Annotated in this window: 31 protein-coding genes and 4 pseudogenes; 28 read left to right on the top strand and 7 right to left on the bottom strand. The window is 45.9% G+C overall.

Annotated elements, in window-relative coordinates:
- Nucleotides 1–2: 2 nt before the first annotated feature.
- A pseudogene (locus tag LRS05_RS15485) lies at nt 3–1,369 on the bottom strand (DNA polymerase III subunit alpha); the annotation flags it as partial.
- A 49-nt stretch (nt 1,370–1,418) separates the two neighbouring features.
- On the opposite strand from LRS05_RS15485, the gene LRS05_RS15480 reads away from it, so the two are divergent.
- From LRS05_RS15480 to LRS05_RS15465, 4 genes are read left to right on the top strand one after another with little or no spacing between them, the layout of a single operon-like run.
- On the top strand, nt 1,419–1,799 hold the full coding sequence (locus LRS05_RS15480; protein WP_257869138.1) for a hypothetical protein: 381 nt from the start codon (nt 1,419–1,421) through the stop codon (nt 1,797–1,799).
- A gap of 2 nt (nt 1,800–1,801) precedes the next feature.
- Entirely contained in the window at nt 1,802–2,086 is a 285-nt protein-coding gene (locus LRS05_RS15475) for a hypothetical protein (RefSeq protein WP_257869137.1), read from the top strand.
- Nucleotides 2,087–2,110: 24 nt separating this feature from the next.
- Nucleotides 2,111–2,404 carry a helix-turn-helix domain-containing protein gene (locus LRS05_RS15470; RefSeq protein WP_257869136.1) on the top strand — a complete coding sequence of 98 codons (294 nt, stop codon included), beginning with the start codon at nt 2,111–2,113 and terminating at the stop codon, nt 2,402–2,404.
- The gene (locus LRS05_RS15465) at nt 2,382–2,669 is read left to right on the top strand and encodes a hypothetical protein (protein ID WP_257869135.1); all 288 of its coding nucleotides are present in this window, start codon (nt 2,382–2,384) and stop codon (nt 2,667–2,669) included. The genes LRS05_RS15470 and LRS05_RS15465 overlap by 23 nt, the downstream gene beginning before the upstream one ends.
- A gap of 20 nt (nt 2,670–2,689) precedes the next feature.
- Here the strand turns inward: LRS05_RS15465 and LRS05_RS15460 are convergent, their stop codons facing one another.
- Nucleotides 2,690–3,616, bottom strand: a complete 927-nt coding sequence (locus LRS05_RS15460; RefSeq protein WP_257869134.1) for a restriction endonuclease — start codon at nt 3,614–3,616, stop codon at nt 2,690–2,692.
- Between the two features lie 411 nt (nt 3,617–4,027).
- On the opposite strand from LRS05_RS15460, the gene LRS05_RS15455 reads away from it, so the two are divergent.
- The 18 genes and pseudogenes from LRS05_RS15455 to LRS05_RS15380 all read left to right on the top strand — a co-directional run bounded on the left by LRS05_RS15455 (nt 4,028) and on the right by LRS05_RS15380 (nt 16,412).
- Nucleotides 4,028–4,372, top strand: coding sequence for a hypothetical protein (locus LRS05_RS15455; RefSeq protein ID WP_257869133.1), 345 nt, complete (start codon nt 4,028–4,030; stop codon nt 4,370–4,372).
- Between the two features lie 291 nt (nt 4,373–4,663).
- Nucleotides 4,664–5,518, top strand: coding sequence for a nucleotidyl transferase AbiEii/AbiGii toxin family protein (locus LRS05_RS15450; protein WP_257869132.1), 855 nt, complete (start codon nt 4,664–4,666; stop codon nt 5,516–5,518).
- A gap of 56 nt (nt 5,519–5,574) precedes the next feature.
- A complete protein-coding gene (locus tag LRS05_RS15445) occupies nt 5,575–5,859 on the top strand; it encodes a hypothetical protein (protein WP_257869131.1) in 285 nt (94 codons plus the stop codon).
- 181 nt (nt 5,860–6,040) lie between these two features.
- Nucleotides 6,041–6,412, top strand: a complete 372-nt coding sequence (locus LRS05_RS15440; RefSeq protein ID WP_257869130.1) for a hypothetical protein — start codon at nt 6,041–6,043, stop codon at nt 6,410–6,412.
- Between the two features lie 123 nt (nt 6,413–6,535).
- A complete protein-coding gene (locus LRS05_RS15435; protein ID WP_257869129.1) occupies nt 6,536–7,408 on the top strand; it encodes a DUF3347 domain-containing protein in 873 nt (290 codons plus the stop codon).
- Between the two features lies 1 nt (nt 7,409).
- Nucleotides 7,410–7,889 (top strand): TlpA disulfide reductase family protein, encoded by a 480-nt coding sequence (locus LRS05_RS15430; protein ID WP_257869128.1) that lies wholly within the window; start codon nt 7,410–7,412, stop codon nt 7,887–7,889.
- A 1-nt stretch (nt 7,890) separates the two neighbouring features.
- On the top strand, nt 7,891–8,415 hold the full coding sequence (locus LRS05_RS15425; protein WP_257869127.1) for a heavy-metal-associated domain-containing protein: 525 nt from the start codon (nt 7,891–7,893) through the stop codon (nt 8,413–8,415).
- A 2-nt stretch (nt 8,416–8,417) separates the two neighbouring features.
- Nucleotides 8,418–9,227: a hypothetical protein gene (locus tag LRS05_RS15420; RefSeq protein ID WP_099073340.1), complete on the top strand. Its 810-nt coding sequence runs from the start codon at nt 8,418–8,420 to the stop codon at nt 9,225–9,227.
- 35 nt (nt 9,228–9,262) lie between these two features.
- Nucleotides 9,263–9,478: a hypothetical protein gene (locus LRS05_RS15415; RefSeq protein WP_257869126.1), complete on the top strand. Its 216-nt coding sequence runs from the start codon at nt 9,263–9,265 to the stop codon at nt 9,476–9,478.
- A pseudogene (locus LRS05_RS15410) lies at nt 9,472–9,687 on the top strand (DUF3347 domain-containing protein); the annotation flags it as partial. The gene LRS05_RS15415 and the pseudogene LRS05_RS15410, both read left to right, overlap by 7 nt.
- Before the next feature lie 27 nt (nt 9,688–9,714).
- Entirely contained in the window at nt 9,715–9,885 is a 171-nt protein-coding gene (locus tag LRS05_RS15405) for a hypothetical protein (RefSeq protein WP_257869125.1), read from the top strand.
- Nucleotide 9,886: 1 nt separating this feature from the next.
- Nucleotides 9,887–10,354, top strand: coding sequence for a heme-binding domain-containing protein (locus LRS05_RS15400; protein WP_257869124.1), 468 nt, complete (start codon nt 9,887–9,889; stop codon nt 10,352–10,354).
- Between the two features lie 23 nt (nt 10,355–10,377).
- Nucleotides 10,378–12,874, top strand: a pseudogene (locus LRS05_RS15395) (heavy metal translocating P-type ATPase).
- A gap of 11 nt (nt 12,875–12,885) precedes the next feature.
- The gene (locus tag LRS05_RS17385) at nt 12,886–13,143 is read left to right on the top strand and encodes a heavy metal-binding domain-containing protein (protein ID WP_308224953.1); all 258 of its coding nucleotides are present in this window, start codon (nt 12,886–12,888) and stop codon (nt 13,141–13,143) included.
- 127 nt (nt 13,144–13,270) lie between these two features.
- Complete coding sequence (locus tag LRS05_RS17380; protein ID WP_308224951.1) at nt 13,271–13,693, top strand: multicopper oxidase domain-containing protein; 423 nt, start codon at nt 13,271–13,273, stop codon at nt 13,691–13,693.
- On the top strand, nt 13,666–15,405 hold the full coding sequence (locus LRS05_RS15390) for a multicopper oxidase domain-containing protein (RefSeq protein WP_308224984.1): 1,740 nt from the start codon (nt 13,666–13,668) through the stop codon (nt 15,403–15,405). The genes LRS05_RS17380 and LRS05_RS15390 overlap by 28 nt, the downstream gene beginning before the upstream one ends.
- 28 nt (nt 15,406–15,433) lie before the next feature.
- Nucleotides 15,434–15,778, top strand: coding sequence for a four-helix bundle copper-binding protein (locus LRS05_RS15385; protein WP_257869123.1), 345 nt, complete (start codon nt 15,434–15,436; stop codon nt 15,776–15,778).
- A 10-nt stretch (nt 15,779–15,788) separates the two neighbouring features.
- Nucleotides 15,789–16,412 carry a DUF305 domain-containing protein gene (locus tag LRS05_RS15380; RefSeq protein WP_257869122.1) on the top strand — a complete coding sequence of 208 codons (624 nt, stop codon included), beginning with the start codon at nt 15,789–15,791 and terminating at the stop codon, nt 16,410–16,412.
- Nucleotides 16,413–16,503: 91 nt separating this feature from the next.
- Here LRS05_RS15380 and LRS05_RS15375 read toward each other — a convergent pair whose 3' ends face one another.
- Nucleotides 16,504–17,184, bottom strand: coding sequence for a DUF305 domain-containing protein (locus LRS05_RS15375; protein ID WP_257869121.1), 681 nt, complete (start codon nt 17,182–17,184; stop codon nt 16,504–16,506).
- Nucleotides 17,185–17,396: 212 nt separating this feature from the next.
- Here LRS05_RS15375 and LRS05_RS15370 point away from each other — a divergent pair.
- Both LRS05_RS15370 and LRS05_RS15365 read left to right on the top strand, forming a co-directional pair.
- Nucleotides 17,397–17,720 (top strand): annotated as a pseudogene (locus tag LRS05_RS15370) (MerC domain-containing protein); the annotation flags it as partial.
- Nucleotides 17,721–17,744: 24 nt separating this feature from the next.
- Nucleotides 17,745–17,969, top strand: a complete 225-nt coding sequence (locus LRS05_RS15365) for a GDCCVxC domain-containing (seleno)protein (RefSeq protein WP_257869287.1) — start codon at nt 17,745–17,747, stop codon at nt 17,967–17,969.
- 44 nt (nt 17,970–18,013) lie between these two features.
- Here the strand turns inward: LRS05_RS15365 and arsB are convergent, their stop codons facing one another.
- Genes arsB through LRS05_RS15345 form a run of 4 tightly spaced genes read right to left on the bottom strand, consistent with a single transcriptional unit; the run spans nt 18,014 to nt 20,565 of the window.
- Nucleotides 18,014–19,096, bottom strand: coding sequence for an ACR3 family arsenite efflux transporter (arsB, locus tag LRS05_RS15360; RefSeq protein WP_257869120.1), 1,083 nt, complete (start codon nt 19,094–19,096; stop codon nt 18,014–18,016).
- A gap of 2 nt (nt 19,097–19,098) precedes the next feature.
- Nucleotides 19,099–19,713, bottom strand: a complete 615-nt coding sequence (locus LRS05_RS15355; protein ID WP_257869119.1) for a low molecular weight phosphatase family protein — start codon at nt 19,711–19,713, stop codon at nt 19,099–19,101.
- Nucleotides 19,714–19,740: 27 nt separating this feature from the next.
- Nucleotides 19,741–20,217 carry a DUF6428 family protein gene (locus LRS05_RS15350; RefSeq protein ID WP_257869118.1) on the bottom strand — a complete coding sequence of 159 codons (477 nt, stop codon included), beginning with the start codon at nt 20,215–20,217 and terminating at the stop codon, nt 19,741–19,743.
- 15 nt (nt 20,218–20,232) lie between these two features.
- On the bottom strand, nt 20,233–20,565 hold the full coding sequence (locus LRS05_RS15345) for a helix-turn-helix transcriptional regulator (RefSeq protein ID WP_257869117.1): 333 nt from the start codon (nt 20,563–20,565) through the stop codon (nt 20,233–20,235).
- Nucleotides 20,566–20,707: 142 nt separating this feature from the next.
- Here LRS05_RS15345 and LRS05_RS15340 point away from each other — a divergent pair, with 142 nt between their 5' ends.
- The 4 genes from LRS05_RS15340 to LRS05_RS15325 are packed head-to-tail and all read left to right on the top strand — an operon-like array spanning nt 20,708 to nt 25,572.
- Nucleotides 20,708–21,010, top strand: a complete 303-nt coding sequence (locus LRS05_RS15340) for a hypothetical protein (protein ID WP_257869116.1) — start codon at nt 20,708–20,710, stop codon at nt 21,008–21,010.
- A gap of 50 nt (nt 21,011–21,060) precedes the next feature.
- Nucleotides 21,061–23,229 (top strand): TonB-dependent receptor, encoded by a 2,169-nt coding sequence (locus tag LRS05_RS15335; RefSeq protein ID WP_257869115.1) that lies wholly within the window; start codon nt 21,061–21,063, stop codon nt 23,227–23,229.
- 25 nt (nt 23,230–23,254) lie between these two features.
- A complete protein-coding gene (locus LRS05_RS15330; RefSeq protein WP_257869114.1) occupies nt 23,255–25,168 on the top strand; it encodes a heavy metal translocating P-type ATPase in 1,914 nt (637 codons plus the stop codon).
- A gap of 41 nt (nt 25,169–25,209) precedes the next feature.
- On the top strand, nt 25,210–25,572 hold the full coding sequence (locus tag LRS05_RS15325; RefSeq protein ID WP_257869113.1) for a heavy-metal-associated domain-containing protein: 363 nt from the start codon (nt 25,210–25,212) through the stop codon (nt 25,570–25,572).
- Nucleotides 25,573–25,586: the final 14 nt, after the last annotated feature.

Raw genomic sequence — 25,586 nt, 5'->3', positions numbered from 1 at the left:
TATTATCTTTTCGCCTCGACCATCTTATGTCTCGGCAGGTTGATCTCCTGTTCCTGCGGATAGGGCGCGCGGTGGGTCATAGAGACATCTTCCCGCAGCTTCTCCTGGGTACGCGAACTCTCCGCATCGGTCTCCCGGTAACGCGGGTCAGGGATGAAAGGCATCTTTTCCATCTTTGAGATGGTAATGGTCGGGAAATGGTAATCGACTTCCACAGTCCCAAGGAGCAGGTAGCACCCGCCGCCCTTAAAAGGATATTCTTTAAGGCTCCCGGTAAAATGGGCTGTATCGAAGAATTCCCCGTTGGCATCGATCCAGGTACCGAAATACATGGCGCCCAGCTTGGTCGGCACATGCTTGCGTGAGACAAGGTAGGCAAGCATCTTTACCTGCTTCTTGTGGTGTTTTACCAAATCACATGCCATTACATCCCCACGGTAGGAAGTTTTTAGCAGGTTGAACGGCGTTACGGACACTGGGAATCCCAACAACTCAATCTCATCAAAAGCGTCCTCGAATGGGGAGCGCTTCAGCTCCGGCAGTCTATAATCCCGACCGGTTCCGGCAGCAATTGGGGATAGCGGTTCTCGGGCTTAAAATTCATCATGATGCGCCTTGCAGTCACCAGCAGCTCATTCTTTGTTTTGCCTGTGCAGCGCAACGCCCCGATATAGATCAGCAATTGCATCCCCTCAATGCCGATGGGGACGCGGTTGATAAAATCCTCCAGGCTGGCATAATCACCGTTGGCATTCCGCTCATCCACAATTTTCTGCGCGATCTCTCCCTGCAGCCCCTGAAGATGCATGAAGCCCAGATAGACATCTTTTCCATACAACGTTGTTTCCACCAAGCTTTTATTGATACAAGGGTTGTGAATAGCTGCCCCGGACATCCGCGCCTCATGCACATATACCTCAGTACGGTAAAAGCCGCCCTGGTTGTTGATCACCGCTACCATAAACTCAATGGGATAATGCACTTTAAGATACAGGCTCTGGTAGCTTTCCACAGCATAGGATGCCGAGTGTGCCTTGCAAAACGAGTATCCTGCAAAGGATTCAATCTGCCTGTAAATTTCAGTACTTAGCTGTTCCGGATGGCCTTTCTCTGCGCAGCACCTGAAAAAATTATCCTTTACTTTCTGTAGAGCCGCTAACGAACGGCCTTTGCCGCTCATTGCCCTGCGAAGGATATCCCCATCCTCAGCGGCAACCCCTCCGTAATGCAATGCAATCTTGATCACATCCTCCTGGTATACCATAATGCCGTAGGTTTCCCCAAGCTGCTCTTCAAAGACAGGGTGAAAATACTCGAACTTGTCCGGGTAGTTGTGCCTGAAGATGTACTCTTTCATCATCCCACTCTGCGGGGTTCAGTTAGACTTTAAGGATTCCGATGAAAAGGGAAACTTCGCAGTGAAGCAATATCATGAAAATTATGGCTACGACCTGGAAGCCACTTTGGCCAAACATCCCATTAAAGAGCTTGATAACAATTCGCACAAGGACGATCTCATCAACTCTTTGAAAAAGGGTAACCTGCAATCCGCTACATTCATAAAAGATGGGCAGGAGGTGAAGCAATACATCGAAGCCAATCCCCAGTTCAAGAGCCTGAACATTTACGATGATGCCCAAAAGCGTGTTGATATGAACCAGTCGAAAGGGCAAGGCGAGTCGCAACAAGAGGGAAGAAACCAGAAGGAATCACAGAAAGCTAAAGCCGGTGATGGAGATGATGAAGGCCCTGGTGATGAGAAGCAAAAGAAGCAACGCCGTAAATCCAGAAGTGTTTAGCCATGAACTTACTGGAGCCCCTTGCCATCTTTTTCGAAAGGACGCGCAGCGACCAACGTATCAGCAATACGCACATTGGCATCTATGCGGCTTTACTTCAATATAGACTGGAGAGGGGCTTTTGTAATCCTGTGGATGCCATTACCATTGAAATAATGCGCATCGCAAAGATTTCTGCGCATAAGACCTACTATCGTTGCCTGAAGGAAATGAATGAATATGGTTACTTGCGCTATATCCCTTCCAAGAAAAAGAACAGGGCAAGCAAGATATACTTTCCGGACTAATTGCTACAACTAAAACTGCAGAAAATGGAAGATGGTGTAACGAAAGAAGATTTGCGCAAATTCGGTATGTTGCTGATAGATACAATCCGAAAGATAATTGAAGGTTCGAAGCCTGAGGACAAAGATCATATTGAGGTAGAGTGGCTCAAGGCAAGAGTGGTTAGGAAAATGCTGGATATCTCGCCTGGATCGCTACAAAATTTAAGAATAACCGGTAAAGTGAGATTTAAAAAAGTGCTGGGCTCTTATTACTACAATAAGGCTGATCTAATCCAATTGTTTAATTCTAAACAAAATGAACGAGCAGCAACTAAATAGCGCTCTTGATGCTATACTGAAGGATGAGCGATTAAATGTTTGGCATATTTCATTATTAGCAGCATTGTTTATACTGGCATTCAGGCAGGACCGGATTAAGCATGTTAAAGTGAGTAGGAGCCAGCTGATGGCCTTATCTCATATTTCCACCGTGCCGACTTATCATAAATATTTCAAGGAATTACAGGAGATGGGGTATGTCGTTTACCGTGCGTCCTATCATCCCGGAGTTCGGAGTGAGGTGGACTTTTTGAAGCAATGTTGAGAATTATGATCGACTAAATATTATTTTGGTTTTACTGTGGCTTCAATATAACTTCCGCCATCTCCTGAATCAGGCCGATGCATTTGAACATTAATGTCAAAATTTTCAAGATTATAATTGGCTGTTGCTACATCAGAAATCTTTTCTGTATCCTGATGTATTCGGTATTCAGCGGCCCAAAGCGGCACAGTGTGCTGGACAGCGGTCAAGCGGGTGTGGAATATTATTTTTGAAACTCTAATTTCTCCCACAGCTGTCGTGAGTAAAACAGGATCATCAATGTTATTGTACTCGGCCTTTAATTCTACATCAACAGGTTCGCTTGATAAAGGGATGTTTGCCAGATCCTGACTTTGCGCTATCACTGAATTTAATAGGGCATCTGCGGTCGCATGAGTATTGTGAGCAGGGACAAAGAAACCAGGTAATTCACCGGAAGCCAATTTCTGTAGAGCATCGTTAACGGCTGTCGAAACTTCTGCGGATGGATTCTCGACGAAAACTTCAGCATTAACCAGCTCAAAATGCTGTGAAAGTACATGCTGATAGTATATGGTAAGCCAATCGCCGAATTCATTAGGCGACAGCTCTTTCATTTCTCGTAATTCGATGCCTCCAAAATCAGCTCTATCCCGTGCGCCTGGAGAGAATCCTGTTGTAGATACAGCAGTGACCTTATCAAATTTAAATCTTTCTTTTCTGCCAAATAGCTGCTCAATCCAGGAGGCAGGCGCCGCTCCCGAGCTTGGGCGATCACGGCATTCTATAAGCCATTTGTAAGTACCGCCATCAATAGGCTTAGAGATGATTGCATCGAACTCTGCGATTTGTTCACCTTGGTCGTTATAAACTTTATCATTGGTAATTACCTCACAGCCTTCTGCAATAAAGGTTTTCTCAATAAATGCAACTAGCCCTTCAAGCTTTTTACCATCATTTTTTGCCATATAATTGTATTAAGCGTTAAAGTTAAAAAAATGTGGCAATTCCGTGGCAATTTGTCCAATGGCATTTCATTGCCGGTAATAATCAATAGATTACAAACAAAGTTCGACTATTGGTCCCCTTCAGTACTTTTTAAGGACATAATTCTTTCACATAATATTATAAAAGGATTGAAGTCGAATCTTTAGACAAAGATAGGTATATGTACAGGTCTTCTTATATTCAGGGCTGCGCAGTGGGATCGGCTTATTGCCGAACATTAGTTTAGGCTCTTATACGTAGTGGAATGTTATATTTTTAATGCCTAATCGGAGTTTTTTCCGATTATCCTCTATGTATATGACAAAAATATTTGTAATTATATTTGGTTTAAATCGGAATTTTTCCGATTTTAGCCATTTAAAATTGCAGCTATGGACTTAAGTAAATTAGTAAAAAATTATTCTTTTGCACCGTTAAGCCGGCAGGTAATGCTCACTATACTGCGCGACTATAAGCGTCCGAACGATAAGATCAGCGAATTATTAAAAAGCGGTGAACTGGTTCCGCTAAAAAAAGGGCTGTACGTACCGGGGGGCAAAACCGATCTTCCCGTACCTGAACCGTTTCTAATTGCCAACCATTTGTTGGGGCCAAGTTATATATCCCTTGAATCAGCTTTGTCGTTCTGGGGCCTGATTCCCGAGCGGGTATATGAGGTTACCTCAGCAACAATAAAAACGTCCAGAAAATTCCGCACACCCGTGGGGGAGGTTTAGCTACCGCCACCTTCCGTTCCCTTACTACAGCTTTGGTATCGGCAGCATCGAACTGTCCCCGGGACAGGTTGCCCTTATAGCACTACCCGAGAAAGCTTTGTGTGATAAAATAATCGCCACTGCAGGCCTGACCTTACGCAGTACAGCCCAGACCCGCAGCTTTTTGCTGGATGATCTCAGGATAGACCCTGTAGGGCTGGAACGCATTAATATTAAGGTACTGAGGCCCTGGGTCGCGGATGCGCCAAAAAAAGAAAGCCTTAAGATGCTCATTAAAACACTGGAAAAAATATGATAAAGGAATGGATTGGCGAATATGAACCGAAAAATTCGGAGGATGTGCTTTCGGCACTACGGGAAATTATGCAGGAAGTTGCACTGGCAGGGCTGTCAAGAACTAACTTTTTTGAAAAGGCAGCATTTTATGGCGGTACTGCCCTACGCATTTTTTACGGCCTGGACCGGTTTTCGGAGGACCTTGATTTTTCATTGCTCAAGGCGGATCCGGACTTTTCGCTGGAACCTTATTTTGATGCTATAGTAGCCGAATTCGAGTCTGTTGGGATGAAAGTCAGTATCAGGGAAAAGAATAAAAAAGAAAAGACAAATATCGATTCGGCTTTCCTGAAGTCTGAAACCGAGTGGAAGGAGCTGGTGCTGGAAGATATTGTCAAGCAGGCAGGTATTAAGCCTACGAACCGGGGCATGAAAATCAAAATTGAAGTGGACAGGCAGCCCCCGCCGGGATTTGCTACTGAAATGAAGCTATTAACGCGGCCTTTTTCATTTTATGTGAACTGTTTCGACCGGCCCAGCCTCTTTGCCGGTAAAATGCATGCCTTGCTGTTCCGTAAGTGGATAAACAGGGTCAAAGGCAGGGACTGGTATGACCTGGAATGGTATATCAAAAAAGGCATCCCCCTGGATATGCACCACTTTATGCTCAGAGCAAAAGATACCGGCGACTGGGAAGGGGGGGAACTTGTCCCCGATGATGTTATGGGACTGTTACACGATAAAATAAAAGCAGTAGATTTGGAGAATGTGAAGGCGGATGTAATACCTTTTATAAAAGACGATGCCGTGCTCAATATCTGGAGCGACAGCTATTTTCTCGACCTCATCGAGAAACTGAAGTTCCAATAGTTTTACCAAAGGAACGGTGGCAATTACTAGCCCAATTAACTCAAGCAATATAAGACATGAATAAAAAGCACAGCTATAAATGTTCGGTGATCATGGGTAATATGGCCATCGCAGAAACAGAAATGTATAAGCAGGGCTTTACAGGGCTGATGCAATCCCTCTGGTGCACTGCCTATACCATTGAGAAAGTTGAGGACCCTAGTGAAGTCCACAACTATTATTATGAAGCGGAAATTGACTTTAAAGATGGCAGTTTTCTTAAAGTTTTACGCTTTTCAGAGGCTGTAAGCGCTTATGCCCGGTTTCATAATCACACCCTGCGGGAACATCACCTGGAGTAAAAATCCCAAAATTATATACATTATATCCAAAATTCCATAAGTTGCGCGACATGCCCATTCACTATCTTTGACTTATAAAGGCCGCAGCAATTGTGGGCGCTATAAGAAATAACAACATTTTAACAAAGTTAAGAAGAGTGTACTGGATTTTTCTTTAATTTTGTAAATCAAATTCATGCAATTGAAGAAGTTTCATTTTATATTACTGATGACCCTGGGCCTGTTAATGAGCCCCGGTATTGCTTTTGCCTGTGGGCAAAAGGATGGAGGCCATCATAAAGAAGCTTCAAAATCCTGTGGCAAGGAGTGCTGCGAGAAAAAGGATATGGAAACTGCACCATGCGGCAGTGGCGATCAGGACTGCGACGGCAAATGCGGGCATTCTTCTTGCAACTGCCCGTCTTCTTCCGGCTTTGCATTCGCGATTTTCATAACAGAGGAATATAAGCATGAATTTATAGAGTACTTTTATGAAAATGTTCGATTCGGGTATACCGAAACATTTTTTAAATCTGCAATTGATTCCCTTCGGCTACCGCCAAAAATAAGCTAGACCCATTTTGTAACAGCCATAAGTGCGTCCTTTCGGGACAGCTGTTGTATTGCTTTGCATTTGCATACGCATCAGGCAAAGAATGCTGCACCAATTGTCTATTATTTTAAATCATATTAAGTCATGAGTTTACTTAGAAAGCTTGTGGTGCCAGCATTTGTATTGGCATCATCATTCCATGTGCATGCACAGATAAAAAATGCAGAAACTATAACGGCAAAGGTCTCCGGCAATTGCGGTATGTGTGAGGCCACCATCGAGAAAGCAGGTACTGTAAAAAAAGAATCCCAGGTAGAATGGGATAAGGATAAACAGGTTGCGACCATCACCTATGATCCCCAAAAAACCACTGCTGACCAGGTACTGAAACGTATTGCCCTTGCCGGCTACGATAATGAAAAGTTCCTCGCTCCTGAGGAAGCTTACAACAACCTTCATGGCTGCTGCCAGTACGAGCGTGCAGGCATTGCTGCTGTTGAAGATAAAGCGGGCTCTAATGGCTCCCACGCCATGGACGGTTCCCAACATTCTGGACATAATGGTAGTATTGCCGCTGATGCGCAGCCGACAGCTCTTGCTCCTGTAATGACAAATTATTTCAGGCTGCAACAGGCGCTTGTAAAATCGGATGCCAAGCAAGCAGCTTCCCTTGCCGGAGAGCTTGAGAAAACAATTGAAAGTGTGAATATGGCTTCCCTTAAAGCCGAAGAGCATACAGCCTGGATGAAAGCTAAAGAAAAACTTTCAAGCGATGCTGCGGGTATTGCCAGTTCACAGGACCTGAAGAAGCAGCGGCAGCTTTTCTCAACATTATCAGAGAATCTATACACGCTGGCCAAGGCGGCTGACCTGCCACAGTCAGTATACTATAACAATTGCCCAATGTTCAATGACGGCAAAGGCGCAAACTGGCTAAGTGAAGAAAAGGCGATCAAAAACCCGTATTACGGCTCACAGATGCTTACCTGCGGTAAAAACATTGAAACCATTGAATAAGATGAGACTAAATCTGGTACTGATCATGCTGATGAGCATGCTTTGCATCCCTGCTGCGGCGCAGCTAAGGACCGGGGCGTCACTTCCAAAGCTCACCCTCAGATCGAGCGAGGGCCAGCCCGTAGACCTCGCATCCTTCAAAGGAAAGGTTACACTTGTGGATTTTTGGGCATCGTGGTGTGGGCCCTGCAGGGTGGCCAATAAGAAATTGGTAAAGCTCTACAGCAAGTACAAAAAGCAGGGCTTTGAGATCGTAGGGGTTTCCCTTGATAAAGACAAGGCAAAATGGCGTGATGCCATAAAAAAAGATAAGATCGCTTATGTGCAGGTGAATGACCCTGCGGGCTTCGACGCCAAATCGGCTGTAACCTTCGGTGTAGAGAATATGCCTGCCAGCTATCTCTTCGATGCTTCAGGCAAACTCATCGCCATAAATCCTTCAGAACAACAGATCATTAATGAAATCAATAAAGCTAAATAATATGAAAACTATATATCAACTGCTGCTGTTAACATTTGCGACATTTCTGCCATCAGCTACCGTTTATGGGCAACTCCAAAAAGCGGAAATTGTGGCAACGGGCCTGACCTGTTCTATGTGCTCGAATGCCATTAACAAGCAGCTGAAGTCAATCGATGGGGTAGAAAATGTAGAGACTGACCTTAACACCAATACGTTCACGGTCATTCTAAAGCCAGGCAATACAATCACACCGGCGACACTGAAGAACAGCGTGGAAAAGGCAGGATTCTTTGTGGGGTCGATGGTGATTACCCTCAGCCTGGACCAGGTTGTGCCGAAAGATAATGCCGCGGTAGAGGCGCAGGGCGCAACACTCGTGTTTGTCGATTCTAAGGAAAAAGTATTGAACGGGCAAACCAGGCTAAAGATACAGGACAAGGGCTATGTAACCCAAAAGGAATATAAGAAACTGCAGAAATCATACTCGAAATACCCAACCTATAATGTTGAGAACGAAGGTGATTTTCATGTGAAGGTGATTTAAGCATGAGGAAGCTAACGATACTATGTTTGCTAATGGGAGGCTACTTCGCCAGTGCACAGGAATTATTTGTGATGACCGAACCCGCCAGCAATGTGCCGGCAGGCTCTATAAGTGCGCGGATCGGGCAGTCCCTGATGAAGGAGCAATACGATTCGGGATATAACTACCACATGATGCCCGAGGTTACATGGGGCATCAACAAAAGCTGGATGGTAAGGGCCACAGCCTACATAAGCAACAGGAATACCGACCTTGTGACTGAAGGTGGCGGGCTGTATGCCAAATACAGGTTCCTCTCGAGCGATGACCTGCAAAGCCATTTCAGGATGGCCGCCTTTGGGCGCTACAGCATGAACAATGCCGATATCCATCAGGAAGAAATCGAGACCATGGGGCACAATACGGGTGTCGAAGCCGGTATCATAGCGACCAAGCTGATCAAAAAACTGGCAATCAGCTCCACTGTGAGCTACGAGAAGGCTTTTGATAACAGGCCTGATAATGATTTTCCATCGGGACAGGCCAGTACCGCCATCAACTATTCGCTGTCGCTGGGCAGGCTCATGTACCCAAAGACCTATACCAGCTATAAGCAGACCAATATCAACCTGATGGTTGAATTGCTTGGGCAGACCCTGGCTGAGAACGGCAGGTCTTACCTTGATGTTGTACCTTCTGTCCAGTTCATCATAAACAGCCAGGCGAGAATTGATGTGGCTTACAAGCAGGAATTGTACAGCTCGATGCTGCGCTCGGCCCCAAATGGAATTTACCTGAAACTGGAATATACATTTTTTAACGTGACAAACTAACAGCTTGGACATATAACAGATTAATCATGAAAGCAATGAAAAATACAATATACAGCCTGGTTGCAATATCGCTACTAACGATTTCCTGCGGCAAAAAGAAAACAATACCAGCGAAAGCGCTCCAAATGAGCAGCCAAACGAAATCAGTGCTGTTCCTGAAGCTGCTGCTGCAGCACAGGATAGCACGGGAACTGCGGATTCCCCGGCAGCTGAAGCAAACACAGCCTCTTTTTCAACAAAAGGCATTATAGGGGCCTACCTGAAGCTTCAGGACGCTCTGGCGCGTGATGACGCAAAGGGTGCTGCCGGCGCAGGAAAAACGCTTCTTAATGAATTTAATAAGATTGACCCAAAAACGGTGCAGGATAAAAAGCGCGCGGATTACCTTGATATTGTAGCAGATGCGAAGGAACATGCGGAACATATCAGCCACAATGCCTCGGACATCGCGCACCAAAGGGAGCACATGGCAATTCTGAGTAAGGATATGAGCGATTTAGTGACAGCCTTTGGATCAGAGACCAGACTGTACCAGGCCCATTGCCCGATGTACAATGAGGGTAAGGGAGCAGTCTGGCTCAGTGCAGGCAGGGACATCAGGAATCCTTATTACGGTGAAGAGATGCTTAGCTGCGGTTCGATAAAAAAAGAGTTTTAGCATGGGTTGGCGGCCTGGTAAGCCTGCGACTGCCGTTCTGGTTGTGTTCGCACTCATGCAGTGCTACCAGCCAAAGCAGGGTGCAGGGGCGGCTGAAGTGGAGCCTCAGAGCATTGGGGCTGTCCATAAGATACCCGGCCAGGTAGCAGGTATCCTTGAGCGCTCCTGTTACGATTGCCACAGCAACACGACGGATTACCCTTGGTATTCCTATGTCCAGCCCGTGGGATGGTGGCTGGAGGGGCATATCTCAGAGGGAAAGGAAGAATTAAATTTCAGCACTTTCGGCACCTATTCAAAGCGAAGGCAGGCTAGCAAGCTTGAATCCGTGGCAGGGCAGGTGAAGGCAGGCAGTATGCCTCCCGAATCTTACGCTCTGATGCATAGGTATGCCAGGCTTACAGAAGAAGAAGTGCAAGTGCTGACGCAATGGGTGCAGGCCCTGCAGGACAGCCTGTCTGTGGAATAATTATTAACTTAAATCTTTGGGTTATGAAGCATACGTATGAAATTCAGGGAATGAGCTGCCAGGGTTGCAGGAATGCAGTTGAAAAAGCGCTTAATTCCGTAGACGGGGTTACAGCCACAGTATCCCTGGACCCGCCTGTGGCAGAAATCACTATGGATCGCCACATCCCCACGGAAAAGCTCCAGGAGGCGTTACGCACTGCGGGTGAATACCATATTTCGATGCAGGGGCAAACTATGGACACTAAAAACCATGCGCAGCATGTGGATCACCACACGCCGCAGGCCCCTGTCAACGGCGCCGTATATTACTGCCCGATGCATTGCGAAGGCGAAAAAACCTATGACCGGCCCGGCAGTTGCCCGGTCTGCGGGATGAATCTGGAGAAGGTACCGCAGCTCCAAAATACATCCGGGCAGTATACCTGCCCGATGCATCCCGAGATCGTTAAAGATGCACCGGGAGCGTGTCCTATCTGCGGAATGGACCTTGTGCCACTGGCACCGGATGGCGATGACCAGGAGCAAGCGTACAAATTGCTGCGGAGGAAGTTTTGGGTAGCGGTTGGCTTTACCCTGCCGATCTTTATCCTTGCAATGGGCGAAATGATCCCCGGCAACCCTATCGGGCGTTCCCTGGGGCAGGACGTGTCCAACTGGACCCAGTTTGCCTTTTCCTTGCCCGTCGTTTTTTATGCTACGTGGATGTTCTTTCAAAGAGCCTGGGTTTCTTTTGCGACCCTGCGGCTCAATATGTTCAGCCTTATCGGGCTGGGCGCAGCGGCCGCTTTTATCTTCAGTATCATCGGGCTTTTATTCCCGGGGGTTTTTCCTGAGCAGTTCCGCAGCCACCATGGGGGCGTGCACCTGTATTTCGAGGCAGTTACCGTAATCCTTACCCTTGTGCTTTTAGGGCAGCTGCTTGAAGCGAAGGCCCACAGCCGCACCAGCGGCGCCATACGGGAACTTTTAAAGCTTTCCCCAACAGAAGCTGTGCTGGTAAAAGACGGCAGGGATACTGTAATACACATCAATGAAATCGTAAAAGGAGATATCCTGCGGGTAAAGCCCGGAGACAAGATACCTGTAGACGGCACCATCGCGGAAGGCTCAGGCAGCGTTGATGAGTCAATGATTACAGGTGAGCCCATTCCCGTTACCAAGCAACAGGGGGATAAGGTGAGTGCAGGAACTATCAACGGCACAAAAACATTCCTGATGTCCGCCGAGAGGGTCGGCGAAGAGACCTTGCTGGCGCAAATCATCGAAATGGTCAATTCGGCAAGCCGCTCGCGCGCGCCGATCCAGAAGCTTGCTGATAAGGTATCGGGCTATTTTGTGCCTGCTGTAATAGCAATAGCTGTCATTACATTCGCTGTCTGGGCCATCTACGGCCCACAGCCGGCTTATATTTTTGCATTTGCCAATGCGCTTGCCGTACTGATAATTGCCTGCCCCTGCGCACTGGGGTTGGCGACACCTATGTCAATAATGGTAGGTGTGGGCAAGGGAGCCCAGGAAGGGGTGCTCATTAAAAATGCTGAAGCTATTGAAAAAATGGCAAAGCTTGATGTGCTCATTACCGATAAGACCGGCACCATTACCGAAGGCAAGCCTTCAGTGGAAAGCGTTGTCCCGATAGCCGGAATAGCCGAAGGTGAGATCATAACATTAATCAGCTCACTGAACCAGTACAGCGAGCATCCGCTGGCTAAGGCGGTCCTGGATTTTGCCAAAATCAAGGGCATTGCACCGGAAAAGGCCGATGATTTCGATGCTGTTACAGGCAAAGGCGTTACCGGGGTAGTACTAGGGCAAAAGGCAGCACTGGGCAATAAAGGGCTTATGGAATCTGTAGGGGCTTCAATTCCGGCTGTCCTTGCTGATGAGGTAGCCCTTGAACAGGCAAAAGGAAAGACGGTCTCCTACGTCAGCCGTGGCAAAAGCGTCATCGGATATATTACGATCAGCGATGCTATTAAGGCGACCAGCGCAAATGCAATCAGAGCCCTTCAGGCTAAGGGTATTGACGTTATAATGCTTACAGGGGATAACGCAGCAACTGCTAAAGCGGTAGCTGCGCAATTGGGGCTACAGCATTTCAGGGCCGAGGCTCTGCCGCAGGATAAGCTGGAGGAGATCAAGAAATTGCAGTCGCAGGGAAAAGTGGTTGCTATGGCAGGGGACGGTATTAATGATGCGCCCGCCCTGGCACAGGCTGATATTGGTATTGCAATGGGCACAGGCACGGATGTAGCCATCGAAAGTGCCGGGGTTACTCTTCTGAAGGGGGGACCTGCAGGGTATCGTCAAAGCCGTGGACCTGAGCCATAAGGTAATGGGCAACATCCGTCAGAACCTCTTCCTGGCTTTCATTTATAATATCATTGGCATACCGGTAGCCGCAGGCGTGCTGTATCCCTCATTCGGTATCCTGCTCTCGCCGATGATAGCGGCAGCCGCCATGAGCCTTAGCTCTGTTTCGGTTATACTCAATTCCCTAAGAATAAGGAACATTTAAAAGATACACTTATGAAAAAACACCTAAAACATCTTATACTGGCACTTCTGCTGTCCTTTATCCCAGTATTGGTGCAGGCGCAGCATTCCGGCCATACAGCGCCAAAAACTACTGAAACATCAAAAGGCACTGCGGCCACCTACACCTGTCCGATGCATCCTGAAGTGCGGTCGGATAAGCCTGGCAAATGCCCTAAATGCGGCATGGCCCTCGTAAAAGAAAAAGCAAAGCCCGCAAAAAGAAAGTGGCTCAAAAGAAGGCCCCTGTAAAAAAGAGCAGGCTAAGAAAGAGCCGAACACAACTACTAACGAAATACAGCACCAGGACCACGCACAAGAGCCGGCAGCCGCCGCAACACCAACGCCTAAAAGCGCGCCAAAGACCAAGCCGAAAGCGGTGCGGTATGATTTATTTATAACCGATACGATCGTAAATTATACAGGCAAGGACGTGGAAGGAATTGCCATCAATGGTACCATACCCGGGCCGGAGCTCCATTTCACCGAAGGGGATACCGCAGTGATTTATGTCCATAACAAGATGCACCATGAGACCTCCGTACATTGGCACGGGCTGCTGCTTCCTAACGAGCAGGATGGCGTCCCGTACCTGACCACTGCCCCCATTAAGGCCATGTCGACCCATGTATTCACTTTCCCGCTAATACAGTCAGGTACCTATTGGTACCATTCCCATACGATGCTCCAGGAACAGGTGGGCATGTACGGGGCCTTTATCATCCATAAGAGGGATGTGCCGCAAGCTCCGGAATATACTGTCCTTATCAGTGACTGGACCGATCAGGACCCCACGATATAGAGCGCTCACTGCATAAGGCCAATGACTGGTATGGCATCCAAAAAGGCGCTACACAAAACTATCTGGAAGCCGCAAAGGAGGGTAAGCTGGGCACAAAGTTTACCAACGAGTGGAAGCGGATGCACGCGATGGATGTAAGCGATGTCTACTATGAAAGGTTCCTGATAAACGGGAAGAATGAAGACCACGCCCCGCAATTCAAAGCAGGTGATAAAGTCCGGCTCCGGGTCATTAACGGTGGTGCCTCATCATACTTCTGGCTTACCTATTCCGGTGGGAAGATTACCGTTGTTGCCAGCGATGGCGAAGAGGTCGAGCCTGTTGAGGTAGACCGGCTTATTGTCGGCACATCCGAGACTTACGACGTTATAGTGACTATCCCTGACGACAAACGGGCCTTTGAATTTGTCGCTACTGCCGAAGACAGAACCGGGCAAGCCTCGCTCTGGCTTGGGCAGGGCATAAAGCAGCTCGAGCAGCCACTTGCGCGCCTGAACTATTTTGAAGGCATGAAAATGATGAACGACATGATGACGGTAGGCGGCCAAATGAAGGATATGGGTATGGATATGAGCCTGCAAACCATGGACATGAACGCGGTGATGTATCCTGAGATAACTGGCGAATCAGCAGATGCGGGGGCTATGGATATGGGAATGGACGCAGGTATGGACCACAGTGCCCATAGCAGCGCAAGCAGCGAAATCGTCACGCTGAACTACAATATGCTCAAATCACCCAAGAAAACAACGTTGCCGGAGGGTCCGGTACGCACTATCCATTTCGAACTGACAGGCAATATGAACCGCTACGTCTGGACCATTGATGATAAGGTAGTATCGGAGACCGACAAAATACTGATAAAACAAGGGGAGAATATCCGCATTGTAATGACCAATAACTCCATGATGCGCCACCCGATGCACCTGCACGGGCATTACTTCAGGGTGGTGAACCAGCATGGTGATTATTCTCCATTAAAGAATGTTATCGATGTCATGCCGATGGAAACCGATACCATCGAATTCCATGCCGATGCGAAGTACGGTGACTGGTTTTTCCACTGCCATATCTTATACCATATGATGTCAGGCATGGGGAGGATCTTTACCTATGAAAATTCCCCGCCGAATCCACAAATACCCGATGCCGAAGAGGCACTAGGCAAAGTATATGCTGACGACAGGCGCTACTACTTTTCCGCAGACATCGGCCTTGAAAGCAACGGCAGCGATGGCGAGCTTCGCCTTGACGGCACCCGCAATTTTGCGGACCTGGAATGGAGGCTCGGTTACAATAATGAAGCAGGTTATGAGACCGAGGCGCACATAGGGCGGTATCTCGACAAGATGCAATTCCTGTCCGCTTACGTAGGTTTTGATTTCAGGTACCATGATGCCAGCGATGCCGAGAAAAACCTCTTCGGGCAGATCAACACGCAGGATCAAAGGGCAGTAGCGTGCCTGGGATTAATATATGTGCTGCCGTGGTTTGTAGAAAGCGATTTAAGGGTCGACCATGAAGGCAGGGTGAGGCTTCAGTTCACAAGGGATGATATCCCGGTCACCTCGAGGCTCAGGCTGTGGGGGATGTGGAACACCGATTACGAGTATAGCGTGGGAAGCAGGTACATCCTGACCAAATTCTGGTCACTGTCGGCACATTACGACAGTGATATGGGTCTTGGAGGAGGCCTTGCCTTCACCTATTAAAAAGTATTTAATTTTAAATTTTTAGACTATGTCACATCAAAGATTTATGGACTGTATCAGAGCCTGCCTGGCCTGTGCGGTCGCGTGCAATCATTGCGCAACAGAGTGTTTAAGCGAAGACCAGGTGAATCATCTTGCAAGGTGTATCAGGCTGGATTTGGAGTGTGCGGCTATCTGCAGGGCGGCTGCGGAGATGATGAGCCTGGGAAGTGATTACAGCATTGAGCTTTGCCGCTTATGTGCTGAGGTATGCAATGCATGTGCAGAGGAATGCGAAAAACATGCTGCTATGGGAATGGAGCACTGCGTGCAATGCGCAGAAGCCTGCAGGTCGTGCGCCGATGCGTGCAACAATATGATAACAAACAACTAAACCGACAATTATGAAAAAAACAATTGTATTAGTAACAGCAGCTGCCCTGTCATTCATGGTTTCATGTTCCGATGATGACAGCGCAACCGACAATGCGGTACAGCTACAGGCTCATGATGACAACAAGATGATGGATACCATGCATGGCATGATGGATGAAATGGCGGCCATGGAAATGACCCATGACCCGGATGTGGATTTTGCCGCGATGATGATCATGCATCATCAGGGCGCCATCGCTATGGCTAACCTGGAGCTGCAGGAAGGTAACAATGCAGAGATGAAGTCCATGGCGCAGGCTATAATGACCGAACAGCAGCAGGAGATACAGGAGCTTCAGGCTATCCTTTCAGGGCTAGCGGTTGATGATATGGATATGGGATTTATGGAGGAGCAGATGATGGGGATGAATAAAATGGATGCCATGGCTGACCAGCAGGTGATCACCGGTGATATTGACAATGATTTTGCCAGCCTTATGATCATACACCATCAGGCTGCGATAGACAGCGCATCATCCTACCTTCACCACGGGAGCGACACTGAACTATCGGCAATGGCCAATGGTATTGTCGAGATGCAGTCACAGGAGATAATCGAAATGAGCAATTGGCTTATTGCTAACAAAAGGTAACAATAGGGACTGTATCGGATCACCTGTGCATCACTGCACCTGAACGAAAAAAGCCCCTGCACAGCAGGGGCTTTTTACTATAACCTATTTTTTATTTATGCTGCGTCAGCCAATTTTGAAGTGCCTCAATTTCTTTTTGCTGGTCTGAAATCATCTTCTGCGCCATCTGTTTAAATTTCGTATCTTTTGCATACTGCTGTATTGTCTTGCCCATCTTAATGCCATCCTGATGGTGCTTGATCATCATCGTTGCAAATGACTTGTCTACCGAAACCGCATCCATCTCCGGCATTTTCATCATAGCCTGCATGTTATCCATCATGGCCTTGCCTAATCCACTATCAGTGTTCATAGGGTCATAATCCTTTGCTTTGTCATCGTAACCGTCAAGCATCTTGTCGATTTGGTCTACTTCTTTTTGCTGCGCGTCCATTATCTTCTGTGCCATCTCTTTGAGCTGTGCATCTATACCGGAATCCAGCTGCGTTTCTGACATTGCTATTGCGCCCTTGTGGTGTTCCCTTAGTTCGGCGGCAAGGTCGTAGTCGGCAATTCCCTTTTTCTCCAAGGCATGTACCTTGTCCATCATTTCATTCATGTCAGCCATCAGGTCGCCGGTCGCCTTTGCGCCTGCTGTCGCATGAGAAGTGGTTTGCTGTACAGTATCAATAGCAGTACCTTTATTATCGGCATCTTCTGCCGTTTTGTTTTTGCAGCCGGATAGCAGCAACAGCCCGGCAATAGCTGCATTTACCAGAATTTTATTTTTCATAATGTAAGAGGTTTGAAGTTAACTATCAAAGATAATTAATGCCTGCTGCATACCCTACGGGCTTTAGAGACTGTTAACATTTGAATATACCCAGCCAGTTTGCCAGCAGGATCGAAACCCAGACGGAATTACCATTCACTCATGCATCACATTCACGTATTAAACATAATTAAGCATGGGAATTATTATATTTGCTGAAATCGTTACACGACATGAAAAATTATAAGATTGACCGTATAGGAGTTGGCGCTATTTTCCTAACTGCATTGCTGTCACCATGCTGCTTTCCGCTATTTGCTTTTGGCGCCTCTGCCTTAGGCCTTGGAGGCGTTGAACTTTTTGGCAGATGGACCATGCCGGTCTTTCTGGCGCTCATAGGCGTTTTTCTCATCGGCTTGCTTCTTTCTTACCGTAGACATCGTTGCTTGTATCCCTTGATGGTAGGTGTGCCGGGTGGAGGCCTTATCGTATATGGTTACATTACCATGGAACTAACCTTTATCTACGCTGGAATGTTTGTGCTGTTAGCCTCAGCGCTTGTAAACTATTACCGCAACAGGCTGCATACGAAAGGAAATAAAGTTAATTTGGTATCGGTGATAACCTGCCCGGAGTGCGGCTTCAAAAATGAAGAGCTAATGCCGGAAAATGCTTGTACGTTCTTTTACCAGTGCAGCAGTTGCAGTACCACACTAAAACCTAAACAGGGAGATTGCTGCGTGTACTGCAGTTATGGCACTGTGCCGTGCCCACCTATACAAAGCGGAAACAACTGCTGCGCATAAATTTGTAAGCTGGGTGCAATAAATAAATTTTACTATGTATTTTACTAGTTTTCTGCAGGACCATTTTTTATGTAAAATTTCTTTCGGAAATAATAAGCAAGGTTGACTAGCGCAATTAGAGCAGGTACCTCTACTAATGGGCCTATAACCCCCGCAAAAGCCTGGCCGCTGTTAATCCCGAACACACCAATGGCTACAGCGATAGCCAGTTCAAAATTATTTCCCGTTGCCGTAAATGCTATGGACGTGCTTTTTGAATAGTCGGCCCCAAAGAAGCGCCCCGTGAAGAAGCTTATTACAAACATGATTGTAAAGTAAATTACTAGCGGTATCGCAATCCTGACAACATCCATTGGTATCTGAACAATCAGTTCTCCTTTAAGGCTAAACATTACTACGATAGTAAACAGAAGAGCTATTAAGGTTATTGGTGATATAAAAGGAACATATTTAGTCTGAAACCATTCAATTCCCTTAAGCCTGATCAAAGCATACCTGCTTATGATACCCAAAGCAAAAGGTATACCTAGATAAATACCCACACTTTCTGCAATCTGGCCAATACTAATATCTACATCAAAGCCATCGTAACCGAAATAGGGCGGAAGAATTGTTATAAAAATATAGGCATATACGCTGTATAGAAAAACCTGGAAAATACTGTTGAGCGCAATAAGCCCGGCAGCATATTCACGATTGCCATCAGCAAGGTCGTTCCAAACTACCACCATCGCAATGCAGCGCGCCAGCCCGATGAGGATAACCCCAATCATATATTCCGGATAACCTTTAAGAAATAGTAAAGCAAGGGCAAACATCAGGATTGGCCCGATAACCCAATTAAGCAGCAGCGAAGCACCTAAAACTTTAGTATTGGCAAAAACTTCGCCCATCTTGCTGTAATTTACTTTTGCTAACGGTGGGTACATCATTAAGATTAAGCCAATTGCAAGGGGTATATTGGTGGTGCCGCTTGAGAAGGAGTTGATGAAGTCACTGCTTGACGGCAGCAGGTAGCCAAGTGCTACGCCTATTGCCATAGCCAGGAAAATCCATAAAGTTAGGTACCGGTCCAGGAATCCAAGTTTTTTTCTATCAGCTGCAGGGGCACAATTGTTTGCGGACATACTTATTTTTTTATTTGGGAGAATACATAAAACATTTCCTCGGCGATCTGAAGGCTGCGCTCATTATATTTTTGCGCTTGCTGCGGTGAATTATCAAATGCCTTCGGGTCTTCATACGTTATGGCAATCCGCTTTTCGGCGCCCGAAATAAAAGGGCACCCGCCATCAGCCTGCGAACAAGTCATTATCGCTGCAAAGCCGCCTTCGGGATTAAATTCGTTATCGTACGTTTTAGAGAAGGCAATTACAGGGTGCTGGTTTTCTGAATATTTTACAGCATAAACCGGATTAGACCCAATAGAGAGTGCCTGTATCCTGAAGCCTGACAACTTTAGGGTTTCAGCTACAACCGGAAACATGGCCGTTGCCACTGTTCCGCCTGAATAACAAAAAACTTTCGGGATTTGGTAATATTCCGCTGCTGCCTGTGCCCATATCTGAGCAAGGTGGCTCCTGCGGGAATTGTGGGTACATATCAGGTTAAGTCTTATTTCTTCCTGAGAAAAGGCTTTTGCCTGTACAAAGTCAATTAATGGCTTGAGCACCTCTTTACGTTCCTCTGAAATATTTTCGGGACTGAACTTACTGGTGATACTAGCTATTTCCGGATAAATCATGATGTCTTTTGTTATTGGTTTAAATTATTAGCAGCAGCCCCCACCCGGTGTGCAGCTGTTGGCAGTTCCGGAAGCAATTTCCGAAAGAGCAACTTTTTTCTTCTCAGCAGGAACGCCGCACTGGTCTGAGGCAAGGCATGCGGTTTGCTTATTCAGCAGCAAAAATCTCCCGCCGTCAAAGCCAAGGTCATATTTCCCTATCGTCCTGTCCTGGAACTCCACTTCAATTTCATAATCGCCGATGCCCAGAACCTTTTCAGACAATTCAATGATTTTTAAAAGTTTCTCCGGTTTAAGCCTGTGGTCCTCGTCATTGGAATCCTCCCATAGTTGAAAATTCACAACAGTTTCCTTTCTAATGGTACCCCCGCAGTCGATGAAGTCCTTAGTAATCAATCCCACTTCTGTAACGTGGAAGTTTTCCGGCACAAATGCTCCATCAGGAAGCTGGAAGGACAATGTAGCTAGTCCATTAAGATGATTTTTAATTTCTGATAATTTCATAAGATTATAATTTAGTTAGCAGCAGTTTGCTTTTTTCTTTTCGATATACTCGGTGATATGCTGGAAGAAACCCTTAATCTTCTCGAATCCTTCTTCATTGATGCAGTAGCAAATTGCGGTGCCTTCAATATTTCCTTTGATAAGGCCTGCATTCTTAAGTTCCTTCAGGTGCTGTGAAACCGTTGGCTGGGCCAAAGGCATCTCATTCACGATATCGCCGCAGATACACGTATCGACTTTCATCAGGTATTCGATGATTGCTATTCGTGCTGGATGTCCCAAAGCTTTGGCTAAGACAGCCAGTTCATTTTGGTTATCCGTAAAATGATCGGTTTTAGTTGCTCCCATTGTTTATTATTATATTGCAATATTACGATAATATATGAAAATTGTAAATATTTTTTTTAATTTTTTGTGTGTGTGGTATACTGATAAATTAAAATGTTCGATTGTACCAAAGCGTAGTTGATAAATTTATAAATTCGTAGTCATGAAATTCGCAGCAATAATACTCGCATTTTTTATCACAGCCCTTTCGGTGCTGCCATGCGATATTTGTGCTGATGCGAATGAAACTGACGGATGCCAAAAAGAAAATACGCATGTTGACGATTGCTCGTTATGCTGCTCACCATTTCATGCCTGCGGGACTTGTGCAGGATTTATCCTACCGTTGTCTATAAACATATCTATAGCCACAGAATTCGTGTCTCATAAAGGTTTGGATTCTCACCAGGTTATACAAATTTCGTGTCATTCAGGCGCTATCTGGCAGCCTCCCAAGATTGCTTAAGTAAATACAGAATTAATTATTCACATTTATTTATTTTTAAGCAAAATCACATGAAAAAATATATTTTAATGTGGATGGTTATGCTCATTACAGGCATAGCGTATTCACAGAATACTTTCTCTGCAAGAATACTTGACAGTGAAACAAAAGAAGCCCTTGCAGGAGCCAGCGCATCTATAGATTCCCTCCGGTTACATTCATCGGCCGATGAGAATGGCCTGGTAACAATAAGTAATATTCCAGATGGTACCTATGAAATTGAATTTTCTTTCTTAGGCTACAATGAGAATGTTACCATAGTAAGCTTTCCTCTTAACTCGGATCTGCCAATAGATGTCTTGTTAATAAGTGATTCAGAGGAATTAGAAGAGGTAGTAATTATATCCTCTACAAGAAGTACCAGGACGATCCAGAACATTCCTACCCGGGTTGAATTTATATCCGGTGAGGAACTGGAAGAGAAAGCAAATATGAAACCGGGAGATATCAGGCTCTTGCTGAGTGAGAGTACCGGCATCCAAACACAGCAAACCTCGGCAACCTCGGCAAACGCTTCAATAAGAATACAGGGCTTGGATGGAAGGTATACCCAAATCTTAAAGGATGGCTTCCCCTTATATTCAGGTGCAGCAAGTGGGCTCGGCCTGCTTCAGACCCCCCCATTAGACCTCAAGCAAGTTGAAATTATTAAAGGGTCTTCATCAACATTATATGGAGGAGGTGCAATTGCAGGGCTTGTGAACCTTATCTCAAAAACTCCATCGGAAGAAAGGGAGTTACGTTTTCATCTTAACGGTACATCTGCACTAGGACTTGATATAAACGGGTTCTATTCACAGCGCTTTGAAAAGTTTGGCGTCACTTTATTTGCCTCCCATAACCGTAATGCACCATATGATCCCTCAGATACACACTTTACCGCTATACCAAAATTTGAGAGGGTCAATATCAACCCAAAAATATTTATCTATTTTAATGAGGGCACAACCCTAGATGTCGGTGTAAATACAGCATTTGAGAACAGGATTGGTGGTGATATTGATTTCATTAAAGATGACAATGCTGACGGCTATTTTGAGAAAAATAAAACAGACCGCGTAAGTACGCAGATGAACTTCCAGCACCGCTTTAACGAGAGCAGCAGGCTATCGGTTAAGAACAGTTTTAATAATTTTAAGAGAGTAATCACAATTCCAGGATATGTTTTTGACGGCGTGCAGAACAGTACTTTCTCTGAAATAACTTATTCCCGTAATGGCGAGGTTTCAGACTGGATCGCCGGATTGAATTTATGGACTGATGATTTTGCTGAGAAGCCAACTTCAGTTTTTCCGGTGCGTGATTATAACCAGACTACCTACGGCTTATTCATCCAGAATACGGTTAAAGCGTCGGATTGGCTAAGCCTTGAAACGGGAGTACGAGGCGATTATATAGTTGACTATGGCTTTGTGTTTTTACCAAGATTTTCAGCTCAGTTTACCATAACGGATAAATTAACGTCACGCCTGGGTGGCGGATTAGGGTATAAGACACCCACAATTTTTACAGAGGAAAGCGAAAGGATACAGTATCAGAATGTCTTGCCTATTGACAGCGACTTTAATAAATTGGAAAAAAGTTATGGCGGGAACTTCGATGTTAATTACAAGACCCGAATAGCTGATGTTATTTCGCTAAACGTAAATCAACTGTTTTTTTATACGTTTATAAATGACCCGCTGCTTCTGGAATCGCTGCCCAATGCTAATCTTCAATTCATCAATTCTGATGGTTTTATCGACACTAAAGGAACAGAGACAAACATAAAGATCGGCTACGAAGATTTCAACTTGTTTTTAGGTTATACCTACACAGATGCCAAAGTCAGGGAAGGCAACGTTACCACACAACACCCATTGACTGCAAAACACCGGATAAACAATGTGTTGATGTATGAATTGGAAGATAAGTGGAAGGTTGGACTAGAGGCCTATTACTATGGGACACAACAACTAAATGATGGGGCTACTGGGGAAGACTATTGGATTTTTGGCTTTATGGCTGAGAAGCTATGGGAGAATTTCTCGGTATATATAAACTTCGAAAATTTTACCGATACAAGGCAAACGAGGTTTGATAGCATCTACACAGGAACAAGGGATAATCCTGTTTTCAGAGATATTTATGCACCCTTAGATGGTTTTGTTATTAATGCGGGCTTAAAAATCAGATTGTAACACATTCACTATATTATGAACAGATATGCAAACGAACAATAGTATTAATAGCCCTGCTTCATCGTCTTCGGCGAAAGAAGCAGAAGAGTTGAAAGAACATTTACCGCTGCTTGCGGCCATAGCCATATTATTTACCATGCTGGGGCTTGAATACGCTTTCGAATACAACCCCGAATTCCCCCTTAATTTTATTATCTACGCAGTGGCCTATCTCTTAGCAGGATATAATGTACTGTATATGGCGTGGCGTAAAGCGATGCGCTTTGATTTCTTTAATGAGTTCTTCCTTATGAGCGTGGCGACCATTGGTGCCTTTGCTATCGGCTCTTATAGCGAAGGCGTGGCGGTAATGGCTTTCTATTCTATTGGGGAATGGTTTCAGGATAGTGCGGTCAACAGGGCAAAAAGGAGCATTAAGGCCTTGCTTGATGTGCGGCCCGAAGAGGTTTCCGTCCTGCGCAACGGCAAGTCTGAAGTAGTACATCCAAAGGAGGTACAAGTTGGTGAAGTGATACAGGTAAAGCCCGGCGAAAAGGTGGCCCTTGACGGTGAGCTTTCTTCAGAGAAGGCTTCCTTCAACACTGCTGCGCTGACAGGAGAAAGCAAGCCAGATACAAAGGCTAAGGGTGAAAAGATTTATGCAGGTATGATCAATCTTAATACCGTGGCCGAGGTTAAGGTTACTGCTCTGTTCCAAGACAGCAAACTCAGCAGGATATTGGAGATGGTGCAGGACGCCACCGCCCGCAAATCCCAGACGCAGCTCTTTATCAGCCGCTTCGCCAAAGTATATACTCCAATCGTCTTTGCCCTGGCGCTTGCAGTCTGCCTTGTCCCTTACTTCTTTGTAGAGGACTATATTTTCAGGGTATGGTTTTACAGAGCCTTGGTATTCCTCGTAATAAGCTGCCCATGCGCTTTAGTGGTTTCCATACCGCTTGGCTATTTTGGGGGTATCGGCCTTGCCTCCCGCAAAGGCATCCTTTTTAAAGGCTCTAACTTCCTGGATGTTATGACAGAGGTAAATGTAGTGGTAATGGACAAAACAGGCACGCTTACTGAAGGTATTTTCAAGGTACAGGAAGTGGCTACTCAGGGCATTCCGGAGGAAGAACTACTCAGAACAGCAGCTGCGCTGGAGAGCCAATCCACGCATCCTATTGGCCTTGCTATCGTGGAGCACACGGGCAAAGAAGCACTACAGGGAATTTCGATCTCGAACGTTGAAGAGATTTCTGGGCACGGGCTCAAGGGTACTATCGGAGGAAAAGAAGTCCTTGCCGGCAATACCAAATTGATGAAGAAATTTAACATTGAATACCCGCAGGCAGTAGACGCAATTGTGTACACCATTGTTGTTGTTGCTATAGACAATAAATACAGCGGGCATATCACCATTGCTGACAAGATTAAGGAGGATGCCCCTCAGGCTATCAGGGAGCTGCACAAGCTGGGGGTTCAGACGGTAATGCTCTCGGGAGATAAGCAGGCTGTTGTACAGCAGGTGGCAAAGGAGTTGGGCATTGATAATGCATATGGCGATCTGCTGCCGGAAGGAAAGGTTGAAAAGGTACAGCAGTTGAAAGACCAGGGCAAGCGCATCGCATTTGTCGGGGACGGGGTTAACGATGCACCGGTTGTCGCCTTAGCTGATGCGGGCATTGCCATGGGCGGCCTTGGCAGTGATGCAACCATTGAAACTGCGGATATTGTTATACAGAATGACCAGCCGTCTAAGATCGTCACCGCCATAAAAGTCGGAAAGCTGACCAAGCGAATCGTATGGCAGAACATCATACTTGCAATGACGGTTAAAGTCCTGGTACTTGCTCTAGGGGCTGGTGGAGTAGCTAACCTTTGGGAGGCAGTTATTGCTGATGTTGGTGTTGCCCTTCTGGCAATACTGAATGCGGTCCGCATCCAGAAAATGAAATTATAAAATCAATCAGTATATTTACCCACAACTTTTAAAACACGACAATGAAATCAATCTTAAAAACATTCCTTCTGGCCTTCACTTTACTTTTATGCATTAACGCTGTTTCTGCACAGGATAAGAAGACAATCCAGACAGCAACCATAAAAACAGCTATCTATTGCGACCATTGCAAGGCATGCGAGACCTGTGGGCCAAAATTCAATCAGGCACTTCTGAAGGAAAAGGGAGTGCAGATGGTTGTTCTTGATGACAAGGCAATGACTATCAAAGTGACTTACAATACAAAGAAGACAGATATAGCTAAAATTAAGATGGCAATAAGCAAGCTTGGCTATGATGCCGATGAAATAAAAGCAGATCCTGTTGCCTACGATGGCCTTGATGGATGCTGTAAAAAGGCATAGTTACTATGTAGAAA

The sequence above is a fragment of the Flavobacterium sp. J372 genome (assembly GCF_024699965.1).
Taxonomy (GTDB): Bacteria; Bacteroidota; Bacteroidia; order Flavobacteriales; family Flavobacteriaceae; genus Flavobacterium.
This window is presented reverse-complemented; position numbering and strand designations above follow the sequence as displayed.

Bases quoted from the DNA above. Each gene is read 5' to 3' on its own strand.
- LRS05_RS15405 (WP_257869125.1), top strand. From the start codon at position 9,715: ATGAGCGATTTAGTGACAGCCTTTGGATCAGAGACCAGACTGTACCAG.
- LRS05_RS15400 (WP_257869124.1), top strand. From the start codon at position 9,887: ATGGGTTGGCGGCCTGGTAAGCCTGCGACTGCCGTTCTGGTTGTGTTC.
- LRS05_RS15465 (WP_257869135.1), top strand. From the start codon at position 2,382: ATGAACGAGCAGCAACTAAATAGCGCTCTTGATGCTATACTGAAGGAT.
- LRS05_RS15355 (WP_257869119.1), bottom strand. From the start codon at position 19,713: ATGATTTATCCGGAAATAGCTAGTATCACCAGTAAGTTCAGTCCCGAA.
- LRS05_RS15380 (WP_257869122.1), top strand. From the start codon at position 15,789: ATGAAAAAAACAATTGTATTAGTAACAGCAGCTGCCCTGTCATTCATG.
- LRS05_RS15340 (WP_257869116.1), top strand. From the start codon at position 20,708: ATGAAATTCGCAGCAATAATACTCGCATTTTTTATCACAGCCCTTTCG.
- LRS05_RS15415 (WP_257869126.1), top strand. From the start codon at position 9,263: ATGAAAAATACAATATACAGCCTGGTTGCAATATCGCTACTAACGATT.
- LRS05_RS15325 (WP_257869113.1), top strand. From the start codon at position 25,210: ATGAAATCAATCTTAAAAACATTCCTTCTGGCCTTCACTTTACTTTTA.
- LRS05_RS15330 (WP_257869114.1), top strand. From the start codon at position 23,255: ATGCAAACGAACAATAGTATTAATAGCCCTGCTTCATCGTCTTCGGCG.
- LRS05_RS15460 (WP_257869134.1), bottom strand. From the start codon at position 3,616: ATGGCAAAAAATGATGGTAAAAAGCTTGAAGGGCTAGTTGCATTTATT.
- LRS05_RS15420 (WP_099073340.1), top strand. From the start codon at position 8,418: ATGAGGAAGCTAACGATACTATGTTTGCTAATGGGAGGCTACTTCGCC.
- LRS05_RS17385 (WP_308224953.1), top strand. From the start codon at position 12,886: ATGAAAAAACACCTAAAACATCTTATACTGGCACTTCTGCTGTCCTTT.
- LRS05_RS15455 (WP_257869133.1), top strand. From the start codon at position 4,028: ATGGACTTAAGTAAATTAGTAAAAAATTATTCTTTTGCACCGTTAAGC.
- LRS05_RS15375 (WP_257869121.1), bottom strand. From the start codon at position 17,184: ATGAAAAATAAAATTCTGGTAAATGCAGCTATTGCCGGGCTGTTGCTG.
- LRS05_RS15450 (WP_257869132.1), top strand. From the start codon at position 4,664: ATGATAAAGGAATGGATTGGCGAATATGAACCGAAAAATTCGGAGGAT.
- LRS05_RS15385 (WP_257869123.1), top strand. From the start codon at position 15,434: ATGTCACATCAAAGATTTATGGACTGTATCAGAGCCTGCCTGGCCTGT.
- arsB (WP_257869120.1), bottom strand. From the start codon at position 19,096: ATGTCCGCAAACAATTGTGCCCCTGCAGCTGATAGAAAAAAACTTGGA.
- LRS05_RS15445 (WP_257869131.1), top strand. From the start codon at position 5,575: ATGAATAAAAAGCACAGCTATAAATGTTCGGTGATCATGGGTAATATG.
- LRS05_RS15345 (WP_257869117.1), bottom strand. From the start codon at position 20,565: ATGGGAGCAACTAAAACCGATCATTTTACGGATAACCAAAATGAACTG.
- LRS05_RS15425 (WP_257869127.1), top strand. From the start codon at position 7,891: ATGAAAACTATATATCAACTGCTGCTGTTAACATTTGCGACATTTCTG.
- LRS05_RS15430 (WP_257869128.1), top strand. From the start codon at position 7,410: ATGAGACTAAATCTGGTACTGATCATGCTGATGAGCATGCTTTGCATC.
- LRS05_RS15475 (WP_257869137.1), top strand. From the start codon at position 1,802: ATGAACTTACTGGAGCCCCTTGCCATCTTTTTCGAAAGGACGCGCAGC.
- LRS05_RS15435 (WP_257869129.1), top strand. From the start codon at position 6,536: ATGAGTTTACTTAGAAAGCTTGTGGTGCCAGCATTTGTATTGGCATCA.
- LRS05_RS15470 (WP_257869136.1), top strand. From the start codon at position 2,111: ATGGAAGATGGTGTAACGAAAGAAGATTTGCGCAAATTCGGTATGTTG.
- LRS05_RS15350 (WP_257869118.1), bottom strand. From the start codon at position 20,217: ATGAAATTATCAGAAATTAAAAATCATCTTAATGGACTAGCTACATTG.
- LRS05_RS15335 (WP_257869115.1), top strand. From the start codon at position 21,061: ATGAAAAAATATATTTTAATGTGGATGGTTATGCTCATTACAGGCATA.